The organism is Kocuria sp. UBA1838, from assembly GCF_002338785.1.
In the GTDB taxonomy this organism is placed as follows: Bacteria; Actinomycetota; Actinomycetes; order Actinomycetales; family Micrococcaceae; genus Kocuria; species Kocuria marina.
In genome coordinates, this window is record NZ_DDIY01000013.1 from 84,951 (window position 1) to 107,656 (window position 22,706).

The window sequence follows — 22,706 nt, forward strand, 5'->3', positions numbered from 1 at the left end:
GGGGGGGGGGGGGGGGGGGAGCCGCGGGTCGGCGGGCGAGCTTGGTCGTGGTGCCGTCGGACAGTGCCAAGGCGGGCTCGTTCGGGGACGCGGTGTCGTCGGCCGCGCGGGCGGGTGTGCTGGGCATGGTGCGCTCCGTGGCGCGCGAGAACGCCGTGGTACCCATGACGGTCAACGCCGTGTGCCCGGGCCCCACGGACACCGCGATGTACCGCGAGCTCGCGGACGCCCAGGGCCTCACGGGGAAGGTCTTCTCCGGGATGACGCGGGGCATCCCCGCCCGCAGGCTCGGCACCCCCGAGGAGGTCGCGGCCACGATCCACTTCCTGCTCTCCCCGGGGACTGCCTACATCACGGGCCAGGCGATCTCGGTGAGTGGTGGGTTGACGATGTGATGGTGGCGCCGGGTCAGCGCGGGATGCCCGCCACGGCTTGCAGCCGGTGGCTGGTCATGCCTTCACGGTCGATGATCGGTAAGGCCCGCTGGATCCGCTCCTGGACGGCCGGGATCTGCAGGGACGCCTGATGGTCCTCCTCGGTGTCCCAGACTTCGGTGACCCACACGGCATCAGGATCCTCGGGATCGGTGGCAACGAGGTAGAGGCGGCAACCGGGCATGGGCTCGGCGGCGTCGTTCTCGGCCAAGATGCCCGCGAGCGCGTGCCCGTTCCCGGGGGTGGAGCGGAGGCATCCGTGGAGCATGAACAGGGCAGTGGTGTCGGCTGTCCCGATGGATGTCGTCATGGGGCCAATCTAACCGCTGTGTGGCGTGGAACACAGGGGTGCGGGCGGACAATGCCGGCGCTCCCGAAAGGGGCACGGACACCATGCCCCGGAACTGCTCCAGGGCATCATCTCCGGGCGCTTCGTCCGGGTGTGCAACGTCCGGACGGTGCCCGAGCGGCGTCGTAGTGTGAGCTCATGCGCCAGCGGACGACGACGGACACGGCAGCGCGCCCCGGCGCTGGCAGGGCGCTTTTCGCGGCGATCGCGGGAACGGTTATCGAGTGGTATGACTACGCGTTGTACGGCACCGCGGCCGGGCTCACCATCGGCCGCTGTTCTTCGCGGGGATGGACTCCGGGGCGTCGCCCAGGGCGGCGGGCCCGCGGTATTTCCCCGGTCACGGCGCAGAGAATCACCGACCGGGAGGGCCGATAATCGCCTCACGCGTGTTCTGTCATCGCAGCGTGAGGGTTTCCACCGGCTGGCCTGTGACCGCGGCAATCAAGTCGAAGTCCTTGTCCATGGCCAGCACCGTCAGCCCAGCCTTCTCTGCGCATGCTGCGATCAGCAGATCCGGAATGGACGGCGCACGATGCTGACCTCTATCGGCGAGCAACATCTGCACCTGGAAGGCACGGTCCTCCATCGCGGGCGTCAGATGTTCGATGGGCATCAGCGACAGCGGCGGCAGCCCGAACGCCTGACGCCCGCCTTCGCCGGAACGGGATGAGAATCCCAGTTCAAGCCGCGTGACCGTCGAGAGTCGAACCAGTCCTCGTTCGATGCGGGCATTCCAGTCCTCGAGGTGCGCGGCCTTCCCTGCCTGCATTCGTGCATACGCAGACTTGTCAATTAACCAGCCGGTCACTGCCACGCGGCAGCCATGATGTCGTCATCCATGAGGTCGCCGAACGCGCGGGAGGAGCGCTCCCAGTCCTCAGTGGTCACCGTGGCCTTGTCGTCCGTCATGGCTGCCGCTGTCTCAAACTTCCGGCGCAGGAACTCGTTGCGGGATAGCCCCAGCGCGGATGCCTCCGCATCGATGCTTTCAACCGCCCTGTCACTGAGTCCCCGGATGAGGACATTCTTCATCGTCAGCACCTCCTCGAAGAATGCTATCGCGATATCGTTTAACGGAAAAGATCTCACCCACGCCCGTGTGCGGGCATCTCTCCGGTGACCGACACCGCCGTGGCGTCGGTCGCTTATGCATGTCGGACGATCTTGGCACCGTCTCAGTAGTCGAATAAATTTTCGAATAATCGGGGAGGGTGAGCCACCATGACGGTGCTGGAGATGACAGAGACCGGGCAATACGAGGACCCGTGGGACACGGTTCCGGTGATCGGCGCGGGCATGCCGGTGGAGCGTCCCACGGGGCTGGTGGGCGGCTCCACGGACCCCGCCCTCGATGATCTCGCGGTGGTGTGTGACATCACCGGGACGCCGTGTGTGGTGACGTACCGCGGTGAGGAGCATCACGTCCTGCAGCCCGCCGTTCGCTGGTACGAACGCCGGAATTGGTGGGACGTGGAGGTCCGCGTGCCGCGTGAGAGCCGCACGAGCGCGGTGGATCAGGAGCGGTGGCGGGTGCAGGTCGTCCGGCCCGGGGTGGTTATCGCACGCACCTTCGAGCTGGTCCGGAACCAGTTCACCGATCAGTGGCGGGTGCTCCGTGTCAGCGCCGCATGAGACCGCCCGTGGTCCCCGTGCGGAGTCCTTCCATGTCACTTCATGTCGCCCGCGGAGCCGTCCGCGATTGACAGAAGTTCGAATAAAGTTTCGAATATGGGCATGTGGTTCCCCCATCTTCACGTGGCCTCGGCCTTCAGTGCGCACTACGGTGTGGCGCGTCCGGAAGAACTCGCCCGGGCGGCCGCGTCCCAGGGAGCACAGGTCCTCGCGTGCACGGACCGGGACGGCCTCTACGGGGCCGTCAAACACGTGCTGGCATGCCGCGCGCACGGTCTCGCTCCCGTCCTGGGCGTGGACATCGCCCTGCTGCGGACCCCGCGCGCCGGCGCGGGAGGCGCGCAGGGCCGGGTGGCCGGGCAGAGTCGGGCGGCCGGACAGCGACGTCGTCCGGCGGCACCCGTGGTGATCGGCCGGGTGGTGGTCCTGGCCACGGGACGCAACGGGGGAGCCGGGTACGCGGCCCTGTGCCGGGTTGTCTCCGCCGCCCACCGGGCTCATGACCGGCACGCGGCCCACCCCATCGGACTCAGCGCGGAGCAGTTGGCGCGGCACGTGCATCGTGCGGCGCGCCACGGTGATACCGGACTCGTGGTGCTGCTCGGCCCGGACTCGGACGTGGGTCGGCTGCTCGTGGGACGGCACTACCACGCGGCGCGCACCGCGCTGAACCGATGGCGTCACGTGCTGCCCGCGGAGACCCTCGTGGTGGAGACGGTGACCCACCTGGCGCCCCAGGGTGCGCCCCTGAGCATGGGGCACGCGGTGCGGATGTTCCAGATCGGGCGGCAGGCGCAGCTGCCCGTGGTGCTCAGCAACGCCGTGCGCTACGCCCACCCGGGGCAGGCCGTGACCGCGGACGTCCTGGATGCCGCCCGGACCTTGATGTCCCTCGACGAACTGGCCGGGGCGGATCGCGGTGTGCTGCAACCCAACGGGCAGGGCTGGCTCAAGGACGGTGACGAGATGAGTCTGCTGGCCCGGGAGATCGCCCTCGCCGCGGACCACGGTCAGGCGGGACACGGCGCGCTGCTCGCGGACACCCACCACCTGGCCCAGCGCTGCCGTCTAGATCCGGAGGGGGATCTCGGGGTGGACCGTCCGGTGATCCCGGAGGCCTCGGTGATCGGGGTAAGCGGTGACCCGGACCGGGAACTGGCCCAGCGTTGCTACGCGGGACTCGCCCGGTTGCATGCCGGCGAGGACTGGGACCGCACCGTGCCCGGACTCAACCGGGAGTCCCTGCGCGGACGGTTGGAACGGGAACTCGCGGTGATCGCCCAGCTCGGCTTCGCCGGGTACTTCCTGACCGTGGGGGAGGTCTCGGAACTGATGAGCGGCATGGGTGTGCGTCACGCCGCTCGCGGTTCCGGGGTCTCGTCCCTGGTGGTCCACCTGTTGGGGATCTCACCGGCGGATCCGCTCGAGTACGACCTCGTCTTCGAGCGCTTCCTCTCCCCGCTGCGCCCCAGCCTGCCGGACATCGACATCGACATGGAGAGCGCGCAACGCCACGCCGTCTACCACCGGATCTTCGAACGCTTCGGCCCCCGCCGCGTCACGCTCATGAGCATGCAGAACGCCTACCGCTCCCGCGGAGCCGTGCGGGACGCCGGACTGGCACTGGGGCTCGAGGCCCAGGAGGTGGACCACGTGGCCACCCAGTTGTGGCGCGTGCCCGGGGGCACCCTGCGGGAGGAGATCGCACGCCGGCCCGAACTCGCCCCGCTCGCGGAGCGGCTGCGCAACAACCGGCAGTTGGACCTGCTCGTGGATCTCACCGAACGCCTCGACCGACTACCCCGGCACATCTCCATGCATCCGTGCGGGGTGATCCTCTCCGACACCACCCTGTTGCAGCGCACCCCCGTGCAGGCCAGCGGGATCGGGCTGCCCATGTCCCAGTACGACAAGCACGACATGGACCCCATGGGGCTGATCAAACTCGACATCCTGGGCGTGCGCATGCAGTCCACCCTGGCCCACGCCGTGGAGGAGATCACCCGGTTGCGACCCCACGAACCCCCGCCCAACCTCGACACCATGCCCCGAGACGACCCCGACACCTTCCGGCTGATCAGCTCCACCCACACCCTGGGGTGCTTCCAGATCGAGTCCCCCGGGCAGCGGGAACTGATCGGGACCATGGGACCGGAGGAGTTCAACGACCTCGTCGTGGACATCTCCCTGTTCCGCCCCGGGCCCATGCAGGCCGCCATGGTCCGGCCCTACCTCAACGCCCGCCACGGCTGGTCCACGCCCACCTACCCCCACGCGGACCTCCAGGAGATCCTCGCCGAGACCCGCGGGGTGGCCGTCTACCACGAACAGATCATGCGCATCATGGACCGGATGACCGGGTGTGGTCTGGCCCGCGCGGACATCTGGCGGCGACTGCTCGGCTCTGCCTCGGAGGAGCCCGTGGAAACCGCTTTCCGCGACGGCGCCCGCGCTCGCGGCTACGCCCCGGACGTGATCGACACGGTGTGGGGGATCCTGCACGCGTTCGGCAGTTTCGGTTTCTGCAAGGCCCACGCGGTGGCCTTCGCGGTGCCCACCTATCAGTCGGCGTGGTTGAAGACCCATCACCCGGAGGCGTTCATGGCCGGGGTGTGGGAACATGACCCCGGGATGTACCCCGCCCGCCTGCTCGTGGGGGAGGCCCGCCGCATGGGGATCCCCGTGCTGGGCCCGGACGTCAACCGCAGCACGGACCACCACCGGGTGGAGTCGGTCACGCCGCGGCCAGGGACCGTGGTCTCGGGGGACCTGGACCGGGGGATCCCCCACACCCAGGACGGTGCGTGGGGGATCCGCATGTCCCTGGGTTCCATCGCGGGGATCAGCGCCGCGGAGATCGAACGTCTCGTGGCCGCCCAGCCCTACAGCACCCTCGCCGAACTGCGGGTGCGCGCCCGGCCCACCCGGCGCACGCTGCAACGGCTCGCGGAGGCGGGCGCCCTGGACTCCCTGTTGCACCGCGCCGAGACGCGGGCCTCCCACACGGACATGGTCCACTTCCTGCGGGAACAGGCGGATCGGCCCGCGACCGGGCGCGGGACCTCGGCCCGTGCGCAGCCCGGGGAGGGGCAGCTGGCCCTGCCCCTCGGGGACGTGGACCTGGCCGCCCTTCCGGCGCGGCTGCCTGAACCGAGCACGGGGGAGCGGGTCAAAGCGGAGATGGACACCATGCGCATCGAGGTCAGCGCCCACCTCATGGACTCGCACGGTGAGCTCATGCGTTCCTACGGGGCCACCCGCGCCGAAGACCTGTTGGGGTTGCGCAACGGCACCGAGGTGATCGTAGCTGGCGTGCGGGTCTCCACCATGACCCCGCCCATGCGCAGCGGCAAACGCGTGGTCTTCATCTCCTTGGACGACGGCTCCGGGGCCGTGGACTGCACGTTCTTCGACGAGGCCCAGGCCGCCTCCGGTGAGGTACTGTTCGCCCCCACGCTGCTGTTGGTCCACGGCCACACGCGCCGCACGGGCCCGCGGGGGATCGGGATCCAGGCGGCCCAGGCGTGGGACCTCTCCCGCCCGGAGACCCTCCCGGTTCCCCGGTCCCTGCTGGGTTCGCGGCCCACACCGTCCCGTCCGCCGCGACCGGAGTCCGCTGAGGGCCCCGGACGACGCCGCAGCCACGGCCCCGAACGGCCCGGTGCCTCCCGGGGCCGCGCTCCCCAGGGGGACAGCGCCGTCGCCGGTGCGCACCCCCGCACCAGAACCGAGGTGAAACCCCAGGTCAGAAGGTGAATAACCGGCGCGCGGCTCGTGCCCCACGGGACACCGGGGCGCCACGTGGCCGTAACGCGGTGACCCTAGCGTGTGACTCACCCACCGCCCGTCGCGGTCGGATGCTCACCGCCCGTAGTAGCCGGACCCCCTCCGCCCGCAGCGGTCGGAACCCTTCGCACCAGGAGCACCACATGACCGAGAACACCTCACGTCCCTCGCGCCGGAACCTGATCACCGGAGGCAGCGCCATCGCGGCCGCCGGTGTGCTCGCCGCCGCGCCGTCGACCGCCCACGCGGCACCGGCGCTTGTGACCCAGCACGGCCACGGTCACAGCCGGATGCCCCTCTCCTTCGGGCGCAACGGCAGGTTCAAGATCGTCCAGTTCAACGACACCCAGGACGGCCCGCGCACCGACCGGCGCACCATCGAGCTCATGAACAAGGTGCTGGACCGGGAGAAGCCCCAGTTCGTGCTGATCAACGGGGACGTGATCGACGGTTCCCCGCGCACCGACCGCGAGGTCAAGCAGGCCGTGAACAACGTGGTGCTGCCCATGGAGTCCCGGGGCATCAAGTGGGCGGTGACATTCGGCAACCACGACGAGGACTCCACCGAGGAGCACGGCACCGGGATGCGTGAACCGCAGTTGGTCGAGTTCGTGCGCCAGTACAAGCACAACCTCAACCCCGGGGACGACCAGAAGGTCTTCGGCTCGTCCAACGCCCAGCTGTTGATCCGCGGGTCCCGCGGCCACGCCCCCGCGTTCGCCGTGTGGTTGCTGGACTCCGGCCGGTACGCGGAGGAACGCCCCGGCGGGCAGGACCGTGAGGGTCTCATGGGCTACGACTGGATCCGTCCCCAGCAGATCCGCTGGTACAACGACCTCTCGGTGGAGACCGAGCGCCGTTACGGGAAGAAGATCCCGGGGCTCATGTACTTCCACATCCCCACGTGGGAGCACCACCACATGTGGTTCGGTCAGCAGTTCACTTCGGACGAGTCCGGGCACGCGGCCGCCGTGAAGCGTCACGGGATCGTGGGGGAGAAGCACGAGAACGTCTACACGGGCATGGTCAACTCGGGGATCTACGCCGCGGTCCTGGAACGCGGGGACGTCCTGGGCCTGTACTGCGGCCACGACCACATCAACACCTACATGGGCAACTACTTCGGGGTCGAACTGGGCTACGGCCCCGGCACGGGTTTCGGGACCTACGGGCTCAACGACGGCACCCGTGACGAGCACACCCTGCGCGGTGCCCGCGTGTTCGAGCTCGACGAGCGCACCAAGCGCGTCTACACCCGCACACGCCTGGTCTTCGCCAAGGACCTCGGGATCGACATGAGCCCCGAGACCCAGCCCATCGACCACCCCGAGCGCTTCCCGCGCTACGTGCGCGGCTGAGCCGCGGGCCCCGGGTCCGTCCTCGCGCCCGGGGCCCGACGCCCTGCCCGCAGCCCTGCCAGGGGTTCGACGGCGCGGCCCCGCTCCACGACGCCGCGCGCCGTCGTCCGCGGCACGGTACGTCGCGACGTCGTGGGCCGGGAGTGCTGTGCAAAACTGTGAGTCATGGCGAAAAACAGTGGCGGGGGAGATCTGCTGCAGACCGTGGACCAGGTCACGGAAGAGGCGATCAACATCGCGTACCGCTTCGACCAGAAGCTGCAGCGATGGCGTCAGGGACGGGCCGTGCAGCGCGGGGACATCCCCACCATGCTCGCCTTCGACGGCTACGGCAGCCCCCGCTACGTGCGGGCCCTGGGGCGCGTGCTCCTCAAGACGGGCTTGCTGATCGAGGACACCGACGACGCCGCGGAGTCGATCCGCGGGTGGCGTTCCTTCACGTCCGTGCCCTTCGCGTTCGCCCACGTCAACGTGTGGTTGGGCGAGCACGAGTTCCACCTCGTGGCGGACAAGGGCGGCGTGATCGACGTGGACCTCAAGGTCTCCATGACCCCCGGGGTGCACACCATTTACATGCAGGCCGAGGGCTCGGAGGTCACGGAGGCCAAGGTCACCGTGGTCTCGGACGAGCAGCACGTGGGGGTCGTGTGCGACGTGGACGACACCGTGATGGTCACCGCCCTGCCCCGCCCCATGCTCGCGGCCTGGAACTCGTTCGTGGCCAACGAGCACGCGCGCATCCCCACGCCGGGGATGTCCACCATGATGGACCGGCTGCGCCGCAGCCATCCGCACGCACCCTTCCTCTATCTCTCCACGGGGGCGTGGAACGTGGCGCCCACCCTGCGTCGGTTCCTCACGCGCAACGCGTACCCCGCCGGAGCGCTGCTGCTCACCGACTGGGGGCCCACCACGGAGCGCTGGTTCCGGTCTGGTTCCCAGCACAAGGTGCAGAACCTGCAGCGTCTGGCGCGCAACTTCCCCCACGTGCGGTGGATCCTGATCGGCGACGACGGTCAGCACGATCCGCAGATCTACTCGGGCTTCGCGCAGCGTCACCCGGACTCGGTGGCCGCCATCGTGATCCGCAACCTCTCACCCACCGAGGCCGTCCTGGCCGCGGGCACCCGCGCCTCGGAGGGCCATCACGTGACCGTTCCGGAGGGCACGCTGTGGATCGAGGCCAACGACGGCGCCTCCATCTCGGATCAGCTGAAGGACGCCGGGTTGCTCTGAACCCGCGCGGGCCACGGGGGCGCCCCGATCCGGGCGCCCGTCGACCCGCCCCGAGCACATTGTCGGATGCACCCCCGAACGGAGGAACCATGGCACACACGACCCTCGGCATCACCGGCGCCACGGGACGCATCGGCGGGGCCGTCTCGCGCCGGCTCGAAGAACGCGGGGTCGCCCACCGGCTGCTCGTGCGTTCCCCGCACCGGGTCGCGTCCCACGTGGCCGCAGCGAACGGCCTGCTCGACGCCGCCACCATGGACTTCGCCGACCCGGACGGGGCCGCGGAGTCGATGGCGGGACTGGACACTGTGTTCCTGGTGTCCGCGTCCGAATCGGCGGATCGCAAGCAACAGCAACTGGCCATGGTCGAGGCGCTGTCCCGCGCGGGCGTGCGCCGGGTGGTCTATACGTCCTTCGCGGCACCCGCACCGGACGCGACCTTCACGTTCGCCCGCACCCACTACGTCACAGAGCAGGCCATCGAGCGCGCCGGTCTCGAGTACACCTTCCTGCGGGACAATTTTTACCTGGACGTCTTCCCGGACTTCGTCAGTGCCGACCGCGTCCTGCGCGGCGCGTGAGACACGCTGTGCAAAAAAATTTTTCGTGACTTCCCCCCGCCCGTCTTGTCCACATGGGCCCCGCGAGAACCGCGTGTTCTCAGGGCTCCCGGACGCGGTCCCTGTGGACAACCCGGGGAAAAGACGACATCCCCCTGTGGATCACACGACCACATCATGTTGGGTCCTGTGCCGGCACACGACACTAGATGTAGTATTGACGTAGATCTTCAACCACCTGGCGCACCACCCGGATCCAGAGCCGAACGGCCCCGGAAGCGCCCGAAAATCGGTACTTCCCGCAAGGAGAATGGGCTATGTCTGTCACCGTGTATTCCAAGCCGTCGTGCGTCCAGTGCAACGCCACCTACCGTGCTCTCACCAAGAAGGGCATCGACTACACCGTCGTGGACGTCACCGAGGACACCGCCGCCTACGAGCACGTGGTGGGCCTGGGATACCAGCAGGTCCCCGTCGTGGAGACCGCCACCGAGCACTGGTCCGGCTTCCGCCCGGACAAGATCAACGCGCTGGCCCTGCTGCGCTCCGCCTGAGCCGGAAACGGACGGGCCGCCGCGGGCGGCCTGGCACCACCCGGGCGAGTGGCCCCGAACCCCACCGCCAGCCCGCCCCCGGAATCACACGAATTGGTACGACCCCCCCCCAGAATCGAAGTGACCCGGCATGAGTGCTCTCGCCACGGTTCTCGCCCAGGCGAAGGAGCGGGAACTCCATCGCACACCCGTCGTCGCGGGGGATGATGCACCCCTAGTGGTGTACTTCTCCTCCGTGACGCGCAACACGGACAGGTTCGTCACCAAACTCCCGGTGCGGTCCGTCCGGTTGCCCCTGAAGACCACCGAGACCGCTCCCCGCATTGACGAACCCTACGTGCTGGCAGTGCCCAGTTACGGGCGTCCCGGGGGAGCGGGATCGGTCCCACCGCAAGTCGTGAAGTTTCTCAACGATCCCGTCTCGCGCGCGCACCTGTTGGGGGTGCTCGGCGCGGGCAACACCAACTTCGGCCCCCTGTTCTGCGTCGCCGCGGAGAAGGTCGCAGCTAAGTGTCAGGTTCCCCTGCTCTACAAGTTCGAGCTCATGGGAACCGACGAGGACGTCGAGAAGGTCACCCAAGGATTGGACAAGTTTTGGCAAGCATCCATGCAACCCCGGGCGTGAGCGTCGAACCCGGTCACGAGGATCCCACCTGCCCCGAGAAGTACCGCGGGCTGGGCTACCACGAGCTCAACGCGCTGTTGAACCTCTACGACGCGGACGGCAAGATCCAGTTCGAGGCCGACCGCCAGGCCGCGCGACAGTACTTCCTGCAGCACGTGAACAAGAACACCGTGTTCTTCCACGACCTCGAGGAGAAGCTCAAGTACCTCGTGGACCACCAGTACTACGAGGCCGAGGTGCTCGAGAAGTACAGCTTCGAGTTCGTGAAGGCGCTGTCCAAGCAAGCCTACGGCTACAAGTTCCGGTTCCAGACCTTCCTGGGCGCGTTCAAGTTCTACACGTCATACACGCTCAAGACCTTCGATGGTCAGCGTTACCTGGAACGGTTCGAGGACCGCGTGGTCATGGTGTCCCTGTACCTCGCGGACGGGGACGAGGCCCTCGCGCAGCGGCTCGTGGCGGAGATCATCTCCGGACGGTTCCAGCCGGCCACGCCCACGTTCCTCAACGCGGGCAAGAAGCAGCGCGGCGAGCTCGTCTCGTGCTTCCTGGTGCGCTTCGAGGACAACATGGAGTCGATCGGGCGCAACATCAACTCCGCGCTGCAGTTGTCCAAGCGCGGTGGTGGCGTGGCGTTCGCGCTGACCAACCTGCGCGAGTCCGGTGCGCCCATCAAGATGATCGAGAATCAGTCCTCCGGTGTCATCCCCGTGATGAAGCTGCTCGAGGACTCCTTCTCCTACGCCAATCAGCTGGGTGCCCGCCAGGGCGCTGGCGCGGTGTACTTGAACGCCCACCACCCGGACATCCTCAACTTCCTGGACACCAAGCGCGAGAACGCGGACGAGAAGATCCGCATCAAGACCCTCTCGCTGGGTGTGGTCATCCCGGACATCACGTTCGAGCTGGCCAAGAAGGACCAGGACATGTACCTGTTCTCCCCGTACGACGTGGAGAGGATCTACGGCGTGCCGTTCGCGGACGTCAACGTGAGCGAGAAGTACCACGAGATGGTGAACGACTCCCGCATCGCCAAGAAGAAGATCAACGCCCGCGAGTTCTTCCAGACCGTGGCGGAGGTGCAGTTCGAGTCCGGCTACCCGTACATCATGTTCGAGGACACGGTGAACCGCGCCAACCCCATCGACGGCAAGATCATCATGTCCAACCTGTGCTCCGAGATCCTCCAGGTCTCCGAGCCCTCCGTGTACAACGAGGACCTCACGTACGCGCAGGTGGGCAAGGACATCTCGTGCAACCTGGGGTCCATGAACATCGCCATGGCCATGGAGTCCCAGGACTTCGGCGCGAGCATCGAAATCGCGATCCGCGGTCTCACGGCGGTCTCGGACATGTCCAACATCGACTCGGTGCCCTCCATCCGGCGCGGCAACGAGATGTCCCACGCGGTGGGCCTGGGGCAGATGAACCTGCACGGGTACCTCGCCAAGGAGCACATCCACTACGGCTCGACCGAGGGCGTGGACTTCACCAACATGTACTTCTACGCGGTGACCTACCACGCGATCCGCGCGTCCAACCTGATCGCCAAGGAGCGCGGCGAGTCCTTCGTGGGCTTCGAGAAGTCGGCCTACGCGAGCGGCACGTTCTTCGACAAGTACGTCGACGGCGTGTGGGAGCCCGCCACGCCGCGCGTCGCCGAGCTGTTCGAGCGGGCGGGCATCGCCCTGCCCACCGCGAACGACTGGCGTGAGCTGCGCGAGAAGGTCATGGCGGACGGGATGTACAACCAGAACCTGCAAGCGGTCCCGCCCACGGGGTCCATCTCGTACATCAACAACTCCACGTCCTCGATCCACCCGATCGCCTCGCGGATCGAGATCCGCAAGGAGGGCAAGCTCGGGCGTGTGTACTACCCGGCGCCGTTCATGGACAACGAGAACCTGGAGTACTTCCAGGACGCGTACGAGATCGGCTACGAGAAAATCATCGACACGTACGCCGCCGCGACCCAGCACGTGGACCAGGGCCTGTCCCTCACGCTGTTCTTCAAGGACACCGCCACCACGCGCGACATCAACCGCGCGCAGATCTACGCGTGGCGCAAGGGCATCAAGACCATGTACTACTCCCGCATCCGCCAGTTGGCGCTCGAGGGTACCGAGGTCGAAGGCTGCGTCTCCTGCATGTTGTGATCCCCGCCGTCTCCTGACGGCACCGCGTCGGCGACGACGCCGCTCCCGCCCCGCCCGGGTCTCTTAGCCGGGTGGGGCGGGAGTTTTTCTCTGAAGTCCGGTCCTGGTCGGGGATATGCTGACGGAACGGTCGAGACAGTGAATCGGTCAATGCCGGAGCACCGCATCCCTGGGAGGAACCGCATCATGACCACCGCGGAATCGACCCCCCAGGAGCAGTGCTCGACAGGAATCCAGGGTGCACCCGCGTGGTACACCGAGGAACAGATCGTGCGGGCGGTTCCCGCCGAGCGTGCACGTCGGCTTCTCGAAGCCACGCTACGTTCCGGATTCCGCCCGGAAGATGACCCCGGGCGCAGCAATGTCCCCGCCGGCGAGGGCCACCTGCTGTTGATGCCGTCGGTCATTGGTGACTGGGCAGGCATCAAGATCGCATCGGTCTCGCCCGGGAATCCCGAACGCGATCTGCCCCGCATCCAGGCCACCTACATGCTCATGGACTCGGCCACCCTGAGTCTTCGAGCTCTGCTGGAAGGCAACGTCCTCACCACCCTACGGACCCCCGCGATCTCGGCCGTGGCCACCGACTACCTGGCCCCGAAGGAGGCGACCAAGCTCGTGGTGTTCGGTACGGGGCCGCAGGCGCTCGCCCACATCGCGGCATTCGCCGAGATCCGCTCGTTCACGGAGGTGGTGGTGTGCGGCCGGACGCCGCGCAAGGTGCACGCCGCCGTCGACTACGCCCGCACGCTGGGTCTCGCGGCCCGATCGGGGGACGCGAGCGAGGTACGCGACGCGGACGTGGTGGTGTGCACGACGTCGGCGGCGGAGCCCCTCTTCGACGGTGCCCTGGTGCCGGACACCGCGGGCGTCGTGGCCATGGGATCCCACGAGCCACAGTTCCGCGAGCTCGATTCCGCGCTCATGGGTCGCGCCCAGGTGGTCGTGGAGGACCGGGCCACCGCCATGCGCGAAGCCGGGGACGTGATCCAGGCCGTGGCCGACAGTTCATTACACGAGGATTCACTCGTGGACCTCGCGGACGTCGTCACGGGCGCGGTGGCCCCTGATGAGACGCGCCCCCGCGTGTTCAAGTGCGTGGGCATGAGCTGGCAGGACCTGGTCGTGGCCGCGGGGGTGGATGAAGGTTGTGGTATCCAGCGCGCCATCAGGACTGTTGACGCGTCGACGACTATCCGAGGGGGTTGCGTCATTCTGCTCAATGCCCTGGCCGAGGTCAGCAACACCACCACGGCCAGCATTAAGTTCTACCGTCGGGAGGGACTGTTGCCCGCCGGTACCAGGCTCGCCGCCACGCGGCAGGACTACGATCGGGGTCACGCGGAACGCCTGCAGCTCATCCGGGTACTGCGGGAGGAGGCCGGTGCCACGATCCCCGACATCCGTGCGCTGGTCACCCTGATCGACGATCCGAGGCGGGCCCCTCGTGGACGCCCTCGAAATCGCCCAGGCGCTCGCCGCGGGCCTGTCACCTGCCGAGGCCGGCGGGCCCCCGGAGCGCCGGGAGGATCCGATGATCCGGGACATGCTCACGCAGCTGGCGTGGCCGGACGTGGCAAGCGGGCCGCGCCGGGCGCTCGGTGAGTTGTTGGAGGGCATGCGGGCCACTGGGTCACCCGTGGACCGGGGGAGACGCCGTCCTGGGACGTCATCGTGGCCCGCGCGGTGCGGGGAATGGTCTCTTACAATCGGCTGACCCGGGTGCTGCAGGCTCTGGGCCATGTCTCCCACTCGGTGCGCGCCGCCGGGTCGTAGGTCAGCGGTCGCACGCGAAAGGCCCCGGAACGTAGTGTTTCGGGGCCTTGTCTGGTGCGCGATACTGGGATCGAACCAGTGACCTCTTCCGTGTCAGGGAAGCGCGCTACCGCTGCGCCAATCGCGCTCAATGTTCATCATATTGAACGAGGTGGTTGCACCGAGGTGGAGACGGGATTCGAACCCGCGTAGACGGCTTTGCAGGCCGCTGCCTAACCACTCGGCCACCCCACCGGGGACCAGATCCTTGGAGGACAAGGTCTCAGGTCTCGACCAGGGTCGAAAACTGCGAGCGGACGACGGGAGTCGAACCCGCGACCCTCACCATGGCAAGGTGATGCTCTACCAGCTGAGCTACGTCCGCATTGTTGGTCGATCGAGGCCCTGGAAATCAGTACTCCGTTCTTCCGAGCGGAAACTTTATCACAAGACTTCATGCCCTTCCGTGTTTGTCCATCCGGGGTGTTGCCATCGGAGGACTCCGCTTTCGGGGCGTTGCCAACGAGCAAGAACATTACCCACCGGAACGGGCCCGGGCAAATCGATCGCGGAGCCCGAGGAATTTGCCGTTCCTGGACGAAGTGTTCTAGAGTCTTCAACGTTGCAAGCGCGATTGGCGCAGCGGTAGCGCGCTTCGTTCACACCGAAGAGGTCACTGGTTCGATCCCAGTATCGCGCACGGTAACGAGGAACCCGGTCCCGGGAGGGGCCGGGTTCTTTCGCGTCCAAGGCCAATCGGACCGGTCGGTCCGGCCCCAGCCGCGTGAAGTCCGGCTCCTGGACGGACGTCCGAGCCCGCTCCGCCCGGGTGAGCCCGTGATCGTTGTCCGTGTCTGGACCCCTTCCTACGCTGAGCCCATGACTCAACCCCGCTTGGCCCAGCAGACCGCCACCGGCCGGATGTACGCCCGGAGTGAGGGAGGGGACCTCGAGGTCCCCTCCATCACCACGGTCATCGGGTGCGAGGCCAACGACCTCGGGGGCTGGTACGCCTACACCGCAGCGCAGGCCCTGGCCACGGATCCCCAGTTGCCGGACGCGCTCCGGGACACGCGGCGTCGTCGTTCGCTCGTGAACCACGCGGCCAAGGCGGCGGAGCGGCACCGGGACCACGCGGCGCAGCGCGGTGACCGCGTACACGACTACTGCGAGCAGCTCGCGCTGCGGGCCATGGGCCGCGACCACGAGGTGGACCGGGCCCGGGACACGCTCGCAGAACACCATGAGACCCGATTCGCGGACAGTGCGGACCAATGGTGGCAGTTGTTCCGCCCCGAACCGCTGGCCGCGGAGATCACGGTATGGAACTCCACGGTGGGCTACGCCGGCACTCTGGATCTCGTGGCACGCATCGGCGGCAAGGTGTGTCTGATCGATTACAAGACCCGCGGGACCGACCGCGCCGGGCGGGTCAAGGCCCCGGACCCCAAGGTCGTGACCCAGTTGGTGGCCGGGCTCAAGGCCGAGGAATCCCTCGTGGACGCCACGGCGGGGGAGTGGGAACCGTGGCGCTACCGGGACGCGGAGGTCTTGATGGCCGTGGCGATCGGTGAGACCGAGGCGCTCACCGTGCAGGCCGCGCCCGAGCACCTCCCCGTGCACTGGTACAAGTTCTGCGCCCTGGCCAAGGTGTGGGCGCGCAATTCCCAGTTGGCCACCGCCGGGGCGCAAATGCGCAGCATCGCGCCCCCGCCCCTGGATTCCTCCCCCACGGGTCGCGTGGCGGGCGGCACGCAGGTCGTGACGGCCGAGACGGTCGCGGGCCCCGCCGTAGACTGACAGGCACACCCCGTCCCACGACCCCCATGAGGAGTGCACTCCGCGGTGAGTATTTTGCGCATTCGTACCATCGGTGACCCCGTCCTGCGCACCCCGGCCCAGGAGGTCACGCAGTTCGACGACGCCCTGGCTGCCCTCGTCCGGGACATGCTCGAGACCATGTACGCCGTGGGCGGTGTGGGTCTGGCCGCACCGCAGGTGGGCGTGGGATTGCGCGTCTTCACGTGGGGCATCGACGGGGACGAAGGGCACGTGATCAACCCCCAGCTGAGCATGGGAGAGGAGCCGCAGGAAGGCGGCGAGGGCTGCCTGTCGGTCCCGGGCCTGTCCTACGAGACCCCCCGCGCCGAGCACGCCGTCCTCACCGGGGTGGATTGCCACGGCGAGCCCGTGCACCGTGAGGCCACCGGCCTGTTGGCCCGCTGCTTCCAGCACGAGAACGATCACCTGGGCGGCATGCTCTACGTCGACCGTCTCGTGGGTGACGAGCGCAAGGACGCAATGCGGCAGTTGCGCGCGCAATCGTTCACGGACACGACCGCCCGTGTCACGCGCGAACGCGAGACGCAGCGCGCGAGTCACTCAACACCGGACGCACACGACGCCGCTGGGTCGGCTTTCGGTGCGGCCCGCACCTCGCGAGCCGCATCCGGCGCCGCACACACGGCCGGTTCCGCGTTCGGCGCGGCGGGTGATGCCCGATGAGCCCCGACACGAACCAGCAGCCCCTCAAGATCCTGTACGCGGGAACCCCGGAGACCGCCGTCCCCCCGCTCGAGGCACTGCACCAGGATCCCCGGATCGAGATCACCGCGGTGCTGACCCGTGAGGACGCCCCTGTGGGCCGCAAGAAGGTCATGGCCCCGTCCGCGGTGGGTCGTCGGGCCGATGAGCTCGGACTGCCCGTGATCAAGGCCAATCGGGTCCGGGGTGAACTCCTGGACACCCTGCGTGACACCGGCGCGAGCATCGCGGCGGTCGTGGCCTACGGCGCCCTGCTGCCGCGACCGGCCCTGGAGGTCTTCCAGGACGGGTGGATCAACCTGCATTTCTCCCTCCTGCCCCAGTGGCGCGGCGCCGCCCCGGTGCAGCGGGCCCTCATGGCCGGGGACTCCGTGGTCGGGGCCACCACCTTCGTCCTGGACGACGGCATGGACACCGGCCCCGTGGTAGGCACCCTCACGGACCAGGTGCGTCCGGAGGACACGTCCGGGTCGGTCCTGGATCGGCTCGCACATGAAGGTTCGCCCCTGCTCGCGGAATCCTTGCTCGGTGTGGCCTCGGGCCGCGTGCACCCCACGCCGCAACGCGGTGAATCCACCGCTGCCCCCAAACTCACGGCCCAGGACGGGCGCGTCGATTGGTCACATCCCGCCGTGGCCGTGGCTCACCGGGTGCGCGGTGTGACCCCCGAACCCGGTGCGTGGACCGAACTCGACGGCCAGCGCTTCAAGCTCGACCGCGTGATCCCCGCCCCGGAGGTCACCGGGATCGCCCCGGGCCACGTGGAGCTGCGGGAGAAGCGGGTCTTCGTGGGCACCGGGTCCTACGCCGTGGAGCTGACCCGCGTGCAACCCAATGGCAAGAAACCCATGGCGGCCCTCGACTGGGCGCGCGGCAAGCAGAACACGGAACAGGTGGCCTTCGGATGAGTCGGGACCAGCAGCACCGCGGCCACGCCGGTAGCGGCAACGACCGGTCTCGGGGGAACAACCGCCGTCGTGACGATCGTCCGTTCCGTGATGCCGGCGGCCGGGGCCGCGACGACCGCTCGCCCCGCGACTCCGGTGGGCGCCGTGGTGACGACCGCTCGCCCCGGGAGGCCGGCGGGAGGGATCGACGAGCGGGGGACGGCTCGCGTCGCGACGCCAAGGGCCACGAGCGCAACCGCCTGGCCCAGCACGAGCGCTCCTACTCCGCGCAGGCGCCCTCGCAGCGTCGCAAGCGCTCCGATCCCGCACGGCTGACCGCATATCAGGCCCTGCGCGCGGTCAACTCGGAGGACGCCTACGGGAATCTCGTGCTGCCACGCCTGGTCCGTGAAAACCGCCTCGACAAGCGGGACGCGGCGTTCGCGACCGAGCTCGCCTACGGGGCCATGCGGTGGAGTGGCACGTGGGACGCCGTGCTCGAGAAGTGCGTGGACCGCCCGCTGGACCAGTTGGACCCCGCGGTGCTGGACGCCCTGCGCCTGGGCGTGCACCAGTTGCTCGCGATGCGCGTCCCCGATCACGCCGCGCTGGACGCGACCGTGGGTCTGGTGCGCGGGGAGATCGGGCAGGGACCCTCGGGACTCGTCAACGCCGTCCTGCGCAAGGTGACCCGGCGCAGCCACGACGAATGGCTGGACGCGCTCGCCGCCGAGCACACCGACGAGCTGCGGCAGCTCGGTGTCCGCCACGCCCACCCGGTGTGGGAGGTCCGCGCGTTGCGCCGGTCCCTGCGCGCCAACGGCCGAGACACCGCGGAGATCGAGGCCCTGTTGGAAGCGGACAACGAGGCGCCCCGTGTGCACCTCGTGGCCCTGCCCGGTATCGGCTCGCTCGAGCCCGCACTCGCAGCAGGCGCCGAACCCGGTGACCTGGTCCCGAACAGCGCGGTCAGCGCCGGGGGAGACGTCCACCGCGTCCCGGGCACGCGGGAGGGAACGGTGCGTGTCCAGGACGCCGGTTCCCAGCTCGTGGCCCGCGTGCTCGCGCAGGTGCCCGTGGCCGATGACAGCGGGGCGTGGGCCGACTTCTGTGCCGGACCCGGCGGGAAGGCGGCGCTGCTCGCGGCATTGGCCCACGAGCGCGGTGCCACGTTGCTGGCCAACGAGGTCAGCGGGCACCGTAGTGACCTCGTGAGCCAGGCGCTGTCGGCCGTGGACCACGAGGCGTGGCACGTCCGCACCGGCGATGCCCGGCAGATCCCGTCCGGCCAGGACACGCGTTTCGATCGGGTGCTCGTGGACGTGCCGTGCACCGGACTGGGCGCGCTGCGGCGTCGTCCCGAAGCGCGATGGCGGCGCACGCCGTCGGACGTCGCGAACCTGGCCCCGCTGCAGCGTGAGCTGCTCGACGCCGCGCTGGACGCCACCCGCCCCGGCGGCGTGGTGCTCTACGCCACGTGTTCGCCGCACACCGCCGAGACGCACGACGTGCTCCAGGACGTCCTGGCGCGGCGCGGCGACGTGTCGGTCCTGGACACCGCGCAGCTCGCCGTGGATGCCGCCCTGCCCGGCGCGCTCGACGACGCTCGGGCGGCGGGGCACGACGTCCCCGGCGGGGGTACGAGTGTGCAGTTGTGGCCGCACGTCCACGGAACCGACGCCATGTTCATGGTCGCGCTGCGCAAGAGCGCGTGAGCCGCGGCTCGGTCATTGATCCGGAACTATTCCCAGGAGGAACCATGTCCCGCTGTGACATCCACCCGTCAATCCTCTCCGCAGACTTCTCCCGGCTCGCGGAGGAACTCCAGCGCATCTCGAACGCGGATGCGGCGCACGTGGATGTGATGGACAACCACTTCGTCCCCAATCTGACCCTGGGGTTGCCGGTCGTGGAACGGTTGCAGGCCGTCTCCCCGATCCCCCTGGACCTACACCTGATGATCGAGGACCCGGACCGGTGGGCCCCGGCGTACGCGGAGGCAGGGTGCGCGTCGGTGACGTTCCACGCGGAAGCCGCCACGGCGCCGATCAAGCTCGCGCGTGAACTGCGCGCGGCGGGTGCCCGAGCGGGACTCGCGGTGCGTCCGGCCACGCCGATCGAGCCGTACCTGGACCTGCTGCCCGAGCTGGACATGTTGCTCATCATGACCGTGGAACCCGGCTTCGGCGGCCAGAAGTTCCTGGACGTGACCCTGCCCAAGCTGCGCCGCGCCGCGGCGGCGGTCAAGGCCCACGGGGGCACGATCGCGCTGCAGGTGGACGGCGGGATCACTGAGGAGACCATCGTGCGCGCCGCGGAGGCCGGGGCGGACACGTTCGTCGCCGGTTCCGCGGTCTACGGCCAGGACGACCCCGCCGCCGCGATCGAGGCACTCCGTAGGACCGCCCGGGAGCACCGGGCCTGAATTTTTGCGGGCCCCGATGACGGGTCCGCGGAGAACGCCCTGCCTGTCAGCGCAGGTCCAGGAGTTCACGCAGTTCCGTGAAGGCGCCGCGCACCACGGTGTAGTGCGCCCACTTGCCGCGCTGCTCGCGTGTGAGCAGTCCGGCGTCCACCAGCTTCTTGAGGTGATGACTCACGGTGGGCTGGCTGATGTCGAGGACGTCCAGCAGGTCGCAGGCGCACACTGCGTCGCAGCCCTGCGCGGCGATGTGGGAGAGCAACCGCAGGCGCGTCGGGTCGGAGAGCGCCTTGAGCTTCGCGGTCATGCGCTCGGCCTCGCCGGCCCCGAGCGGCGAGGAGGCGAGCGAGCAGCACTCGGTTGCTTTCTCATCGATCAGCTCGGGTCGTTGCGCGGGTGCTTTCATACCGAGATTTTACATTGACGGACATCTATATGACCTCGTAGCGTATGTCCCATAGATGACCGTCGATACGAGGAGCTCGCCGCCCGTGAGTACCACCATCGCCTCCGCACCGGTGAGGCAGAGCATGTCGTTCCTGGACCGGTGGCTGCCGGCCTGGATCCTGCTGGCCATGGGCGTGGGCCTGCTGCTGGGCCGGCTGGTGCCGGGGCTGAACACGGCCTTGGAAGCCATGACGATCGGACAGGTGTCGCTGCCGATCGCACTCGGTCTGCTGGTGATGATGTATCCCGTCCTGGCGAAGGTGCGCTACGACGAGACCCGCCGGGTGACCGGTGACAAACGATTGCTGGGCCTGTCACTCGTGCTCAACTGGGTCGTGGGACCGGCGGTGATGTTCGTGCTCGCCTGGGTGTTCCTGCCCGATCTGCCCGAGTACCGCACCGGGTTGATCATCGTGGGCCTGGCCCGGTGTATCGCCATGGTCCTGATCTGGAACGACCTCGCATGCGGCGACCGGGAGAGTGCGGCCGTGCTCGTGGCCATCAACTCCGTCTTCCAGGTCGTAGCCTTCGGCGCTCTTGGGTGGTTCTACCTCCAGGTCCTGCCGTCGTGGCTGGGGCTGCCGACCACCACGGCCGAATTCTCCGTGGGAGCGATCGTGGGATCCGTCCTGGTATTCCTCGGCATCCCCCTGCTCGCCGGCTTCCTCACCCGCGTCCTGGGTGAACGGGCGAAGGGCCGGGACTGGTACGAAGAGAAGTTCCTCCCCGCGATCGGCCCGTGGGCCCTGTACGGCCTCCTGTTCACCATCGTGATGCTCTTCGCGCTCCAGGGGGACGCCATCACCTCACAGCCCCTCGACGTGGTCAGGATCGCGCTGCCGTTGCTCGTGTACTTCGTTCTGATGTTCGTCATCGGCCTCTTCGCCTCGAAAGCGGTGGGGCTCGACTACGGCAAGTCGGCCACGGTGGCTTTCACCGCGTCGGGCAACAACTTCGAACTGGCGATCGCCGTGGCCATCAGCACCTTCGGCGTCACCTCCGGGCAGGCACTAGCCGGCGTCGTGGGGCCGTTGATCGAAGTGCCCGTCCTGATCGGCCTGGTCTACGTGGCCCTGTGGGCCGGCCCGCGCGTGTTCCCGAACGATCCCTCCGTCCCCACCCACCGAACCCGGGAGACCGCATCATGAGCGCACCATCACCCACGAAACCGACCGTGCTCTTCGTCTGCGTCCACAACGCGGGCCGCTCCCAGATGGCGGCGGGCTACCTGGCCGCGATGTCAGGCGGGAGCATCGATGTCCGTTCGGCCGGGTCCGAACCGGCAGAGAGCCTGAACCCGGTGGCCGTGGAGGCAATGGCTGAGGAGGGCATCGATATCACCGCAGCCGTGCCCACGATCCTGCGGACGGAGCAGGTCAGGGCCTCCGACGTCGTCATCACCATGGGCTGTGGGGACACCTGCCCCGTGTTTCCGGGCAAGCGCTACGAGGACTGGGACCTCGACGACCCGGCCGGTCAGCCCCTCGCGGACGTGCGCAGGATCCGCGACGACATCAAGGCCCGCGTCACCGGACTGCTCTCGGATCTGCAGGGCCGGGAGAACGGCCGGAAAACCAGGACGTGACCGCCCGGTGTCCCCGATCATGGGCATGGTGAGGCCGCGTGGCATAATGAGCGCAGCAACGTGTTCCGGGGTCGGTGCAATTCCGAACCGGCGGTGACAGTCCGCGAACCGTGAACACCGTGCACAGCACCGAGCAGGTTCCCGTGGGAACCACCGGGGATGCGCACGGAGGGATCGGCCGAACCGGTGGAAATCCGGTACCGACAGTACAGTCTGGATGGTAGGCACACGTGAGCGTCACGGCGTCCTGACCGTGCGCGGTCGCACGCGATCGCGGTCCGTCGGGTGGTGCTGTGACGTGCTCCGCCACGCGATCGTGTTCGACGCGTGTGCGCATTCCTCCCCGGGACCACCGACAGTGGCGGGTGAGAGG

Annotated in this window: 21 protein-coding genes, 4 tRNA genes and 1 riboswitch; of the genes, 18 read left to right on the forward strand and 7 right to left on the reverse strand. The window is 68.4% G+C overall.

The window, feature by feature from the left end:
* The coding region (locus B3I25_RS06630) for an SDR family oxidoreductase (protein ID WP_286738379.1) at window positions 1-395 on the forward strand (395 nt) is incomplete at its 5' end.
* A gap of 13 nt (window positions 396-408) precedes the next feature.
* Here the strand turns inward: B3I25_RS06630 and B3I25_RS06635 are convergent.
* The 3 genes from B3I25_RS06635 to B3I25_RS06645 all read right to left on the reverse strand — a co-directional run bounded on the left by B3I25_RS06635 (window position 409) and on the right by B3I25_RS06645 (window position 1,818).
* Window positions 409-744 carry a putative quinol monooxygenase gene (locus B3I25_RS06635; protein ID WP_206399173.1) on the reverse strand — a complete coding sequence of 112 codons (336 nt, stop codon included), beginning with the start codon at window positions 742-744 and terminating at the stop codon, window positions 409-411.
* Window positions 745-1,180: 436 nt separating this feature from the next.
* Complete coding sequence (locus B3I25_RS06640) at window positions 1,181-1,600, reverse strand: PIN domain nuclease (RefSeq protein ID WP_098054436.1); 420 nt, start codon at window positions 1,598-1,600, stop codon at window positions 1,181-1,183.
* Window positions 1,591-1,818, reverse strand: a complete 228-nt coding sequence (locus tag B3I25_RS06645) for a hypothetical protein (RefSeq protein WP_131332832.1) — start codon at window positions 1,816-1,818, stop codon at window positions 1,591-1,593. Before B3I25_RS06645 ends, B3I25_RS06640 begins: the two co-directional genes overlap by 10 nt.
* Before the next feature lie 189 nt (window positions 1,819-2,007).
* Here B3I25_RS06645 and B3I25_RS06650 point away from each other — a divergent pair, with 189 nt between their 5' ends.
* The 9 genes from B3I25_RS06650 (at window position 2,008) to B3I25_RS06690 (ending at window position 14,298) form a co-directional block, all read left to right on the forward strand.
* Window positions 2,008-2,418 (forward strand): hypothetical protein, encoded by a 411-nt coding sequence (locus tag B3I25_RS06650; RefSeq protein ID WP_286738381.1) that lies wholly within the window; start codon window positions 2,008-2,010, stop codon window positions 2,416-2,418.
* A gap of 102 nt (window positions 2,419-2,520) precedes the next feature.
* Window positions 2,521-6,174 (forward strand): DNA polymerase III subunit alpha, encoded by a 3,654-nt coding sequence (locus tag B3I25_RS06655; RefSeq protein WP_414672699.1) that lies wholly within the window; start codon window positions 2,521-2,523, stop codon window positions 6,172-6,174.
* A 173-nt stretch (window positions 6,175-6,347) separates the two neighbouring features.
* Window positions 6,348-7,562: a metallophosphoesterase family protein gene (locus tag B3I25_RS06660; RefSeq protein WP_064846805.1), complete on the forward strand. Its 1,215-nt coding sequence runs from the start codon at window positions 6,348-6,350 to the stop codon at window positions 7,560-7,562.
* A 165-nt stretch (window positions 7,563-7,727) separates the two neighbouring features.
* Complete coding sequence (locus B3I25_RS06665; protein WP_064846806.1) at window positions 7,728-8,798, forward strand: App1 family protein; 1,071 nt, start codon at window positions 7,728-7,730, stop codon at window positions 8,796-8,798.
* An 89-nt stretch (window positions 8,799-8,887) separates the two neighbouring features.
* Window positions 8,888-9,379: an NAD(P)H-binding protein gene (locus B3I25_RS06670; RefSeq protein ID WP_206399176.1), complete on the forward strand. Its 492-nt coding sequence runs from the start codon at window positions 8,888-8,890 to the stop codon at window positions 9,377-9,379.
* Window positions 9,380-9,675: 296 nt separating this feature from the next.
* Window positions 9,676-9,912: a glutaredoxin-like protein NrdH gene (nrdH, locus tag B3I25_RS06675; RefSeq protein ID WP_064846808.1), complete on the forward strand. Its 237-nt coding sequence runs from the start codon at window positions 9,676-9,678 to the stop codon at window positions 9,910-9,912.
* Between the two features lie 130 nt (window positions 9,913-10,042).
* Window positions 10,043-10,537 (forward strand): class Ib ribonucleoside-diphosphate reductase assembly flavoprotein NrdI, encoded by a 495-nt coding sequence (gene nrdI / locus B3I25_RS06680; RefSeq protein WP_064846809.1) that lies wholly within the window; start codon window positions 10,043-10,045, stop codon window positions 10,535-10,537.
* Window positions 10,534-12,693 (forward strand): class 1b ribonucleoside-diphosphate reductase subunit alpha, encoded by a 2,160-nt coding sequence (gene nrdE, locus B3I25_RS06685; RefSeq protein WP_206478546.1) that lies wholly within the window; start codon window positions 10,534-10,536, stop codon window positions 12,691-12,693. The genes nrdI and nrdE overlap by 4 nt, the downstream gene beginning before the upstream one ends.
* 186 nt (window positions 12,694-12,879) lie before the next feature.
* Window positions 12,880-14,298 carry a MerR family transcriptional regulator gene (locus tag B3I25_RS06690; protein ID WP_349676526.1) on the forward strand — a complete coding sequence of 473 codons (1,419 nt, stop codon included), beginning with the start codon at window positions 12,880-12,882 and terminating at the stop codon, window positions 14,296-14,298.
* 223 nt (window positions 14,299-14,521) lie between these two features.
* Here B3I25_RS06690 and B3I25_RS06700 read toward each other — a convergent pair.
* The 3 genes from B3I25_RS06700 to B3I25_RS06710 all read right to left on the reverse strand — a co-directional run bounded on the left by B3I25_RS06700 (window position 14,522) and on the right by B3I25_RS06710 (window position 14,833).
* Window positions 14,522-14,596: transfer RNA gene (locus B3I25_RS06700), tRNA-Val, on the reverse strand.
* Window positions 14,597-14,632: 36 nt separating this feature from the next.
* A tRNA-Cys gene (locus B3I25_RS06705) sits at window positions 14,633-14,703 on the reverse strand.
* A 57-nt stretch (window positions 14,704-14,760) separates the two neighbouring features.
* Window positions 14,761-14,833 (reverse strand) — tRNA-Gly (locus tag B3I25_RS06710).
* Window positions 14,834-15,076: 243 nt separating this feature from the next.
* On the opposite strand from B3I25_RS06710, the gene B3I25_RS06715 reads away from it, so the two are divergent.
* From B3I25_RS06715 to rpe, 6 genes are all read left to right on the forward strand, one after another.
* Window positions 15,077-15,148, forward strand: a tRNA-Val gene (locus B3I25_RS06715).
* Between the two features lie 179 nt (window positions 15,149-15,327).
* Window positions 15,328-16,248: a cytochrome gene (locus B3I25_RS06720; RefSeq protein WP_259865120.1), complete on the forward strand. Its 921-nt coding sequence runs from the start codon at window positions 15,328-15,330 to the stop codon at window positions 16,246-16,248.
* Between the two features lie 45 nt (window positions 16,249-16,293).
* Complete coding sequence (gene def / locus B3I25_RS06725; protein ID WP_098054508.1) at window positions 16,294-16,953, forward strand: peptide deformylase; 660 nt, start codon at window positions 16,294-16,296, stop codon at window positions 16,951-16,953.
* Window positions 16,950-17,900, forward strand: a complete 951-nt coding sequence (locus B3I25_RS06730) for a methionyl-tRNA formyltransferase (RefSeq protein WP_259865121.1) — start codon at window positions 16,950-16,952, stop codon at window positions 17,898-17,900. The genes def and B3I25_RS06730 overlap by 4 nt, the downstream gene beginning before the upstream one ends.
* Window positions 17,897-19,594: an RsmB/NOP family class I SAM-dependent RNA methyltransferase gene (locus tag B3I25_RS06735; RefSeq protein WP_098054446.1), complete on the forward strand. Its 1,698-nt coding sequence runs from the start codon at window positions 17,897-17,899 to the stop codon at window positions 19,592-19,594. The genes B3I25_RS06730 and B3I25_RS06735 overlap by 4 nt, the downstream gene beginning before the upstream one ends.
* Window positions 19,595-19,638: 44 nt before the next feature.
* On the forward strand, window positions 19,639-20,304 hold the full coding sequence (gene rpe / locus B3I25_RS06740) for a ribulose-phosphate 3-epimerase (RefSeq protein ID WP_064846815.1): 666 nt from the start codon (window positions 19,639-19,641) through the stop codon (window positions 20,302-20,304).
* A gap of 46 nt (window positions 20,305-20,350) precedes the next feature.
* Here the strand turns inward: rpe and B3I25_RS06745 are convergent, their stop codons facing one another.
* Window positions 20,351-20,707: an ArsR/SmtB family transcription factor gene (locus tag B3I25_RS06745; RefSeq protein WP_052160694.1), complete on the reverse strand. Its 357-nt coding sequence runs from the start codon at window positions 20,705-20,707 to the stop codon at window positions 20,351-20,353.
* Between the two features lie 55 nt (window positions 20,708-20,762).
* On the opposite strand from B3I25_RS06745, the gene arsB reads away from it, so the two are divergent.
* Together arsB and B3I25_RS06755 are read left to right on the forward strand one after the other, a co-directional pair.
* Entirely contained in the window at window positions 20,763-21,896 is a 1,134-nt protein-coding gene (gene arsB / locus B3I25_RS06750) for an ACR3 family arsenite efflux transporter (protein WP_414672697.1), read from the forward strand.
* Window positions 21,893-22,333 (forward strand): arsenate reductase ArsC, encoded by a 441-nt coding sequence (locus B3I25_RS06755; protein ID WP_286738383.1) that lies wholly within the window; start codon window positions 21,893-21,895, stop codon window positions 22,331-22,333. Before arsB ends, B3I25_RS06755 begins: the two co-directional genes overlap by 4 nt.
* Window positions 22,334-22,390: 57 nt before the next feature.
* Window positions 22,391-22,566, forward strand: a riboswitch (FMN riboswitch).
* Window positions 22,567-22,706 lie beyond the last annotated feature (140 nt).

Bases quoted from the DNA above. Each gene is read 5' to 3' on its own strand.
- B3I25_RS06635 (WP_206399173.1), bottom strand. From the start codon at position 744: ATGACGACATCCATCGGGACAGCCGACACCACTGCCCTGTTCATGCTC.
- B3I25_RS06645 (WP_131332832.1), bottom strand. From the start codon at position 1,818: ATGAAGAATGTCCTCATCCGGGGACTCAGTGACAGGGCGGTTGAAAGC.
- B3I25_RS06650 (WP_286738381.1), top strand. From the start codon at position 2,008: ATGACGGTGCTGGAGATGACAGAGACCGGGCAATACGAGGACCCGTGG.
- B3I25_RS06655 (WP_414672699.1), top strand. From the start codon at position 2,521: ATGTGGTTCCCCCATCTTCACGTGGCCTCGGCCTTCAGTGCGCACTAC.
- B3I25_RS06660 (WP_064846805.1), top strand. From the start codon at position 6,348: ATGACCGAGAACACCTCACGTCCCTCGCGCCGGAACCTGATCACCGGA.
- B3I25_RS06665 (WP_064846806.1), top strand. From the start codon at position 7,728: ATGGCGAAAAACAGTGGCGGGGGAGATCTGCTGCAGACCGTGGACCAG.
- B3I25_RS06670 (WP_206399176.1), top strand. From the start codon at position 8,888: ATGGCACACACGACCCTCGGCATCACCGGCGCCACGGGACGCATCGGC.
- nrdH (WP_064846808.1), top strand. From the start codon at position 9,676: ATGTCTGTCACCGTGTATTCCAAGCCGTCGTGCGTCCAGTGCAACGCC.
- nrdI (WP_064846809.1), top strand. From the start codon at position 10,043: ATGAGTGCTCTCGCCACGGTTCTCGCCCAGGCGAAGGAGCGGGAACTC.
- B3I25_RS06690 (WP_349676526.1), top strand. From the start codon at position 12,880: ATGACCACCGCGGAATCGACCCCCCAGGAGCAGTGCTCGACAGGAATC.
- B3I25_RS06720 (WP_259865120.1), top strand. From the start codon at position 15,328: ATGACTCAACCCCGCTTGGCCCAGCAGACCGCCACCGGCCGGATGTAC.
- B3I25_RS06730 (WP_259865121.1), top strand. From the start codon at position 16,950: ATGAGCCCCGACACGAACCAGCAGCCCCTCAAGATCCTGTACGCGGGA.
- B3I25_RS06735 (WP_098054446.1), top strand. From the start codon at position 17,897: ATGAGTCGGGACCAGCAGCACCGCGGCCACGCCGGTAGCGGCAACGAC.
- rpe (WP_064846815.1), top strand. From the start codon at position 19,639: ATGTCCCGCTGTGACATCCACCCGTCAATCCTCTCCGCAGACTTCTCC.
- B3I25_RS06745 (WP_052160694.1), bottom strand. From the start codon at position 20,707: ATGAAAGCACCCGCGCAACGACCCGAGCTGATCGATGAGAAAGCAACC.
- arsB (WP_414672697.1), top strand. From the start codon at position 20,763: ATGACCGTCGATACGAGGAGCTCGCCGCCCGTGAGTACCACCATCGCC.
- B3I25_RS06755 (WP_286738383.1), top strand. From the start codon at position 21,893: ATGAGCGCACCATCACCCACGAAACCGACCGTGCTCTTCGTCTGCGTC.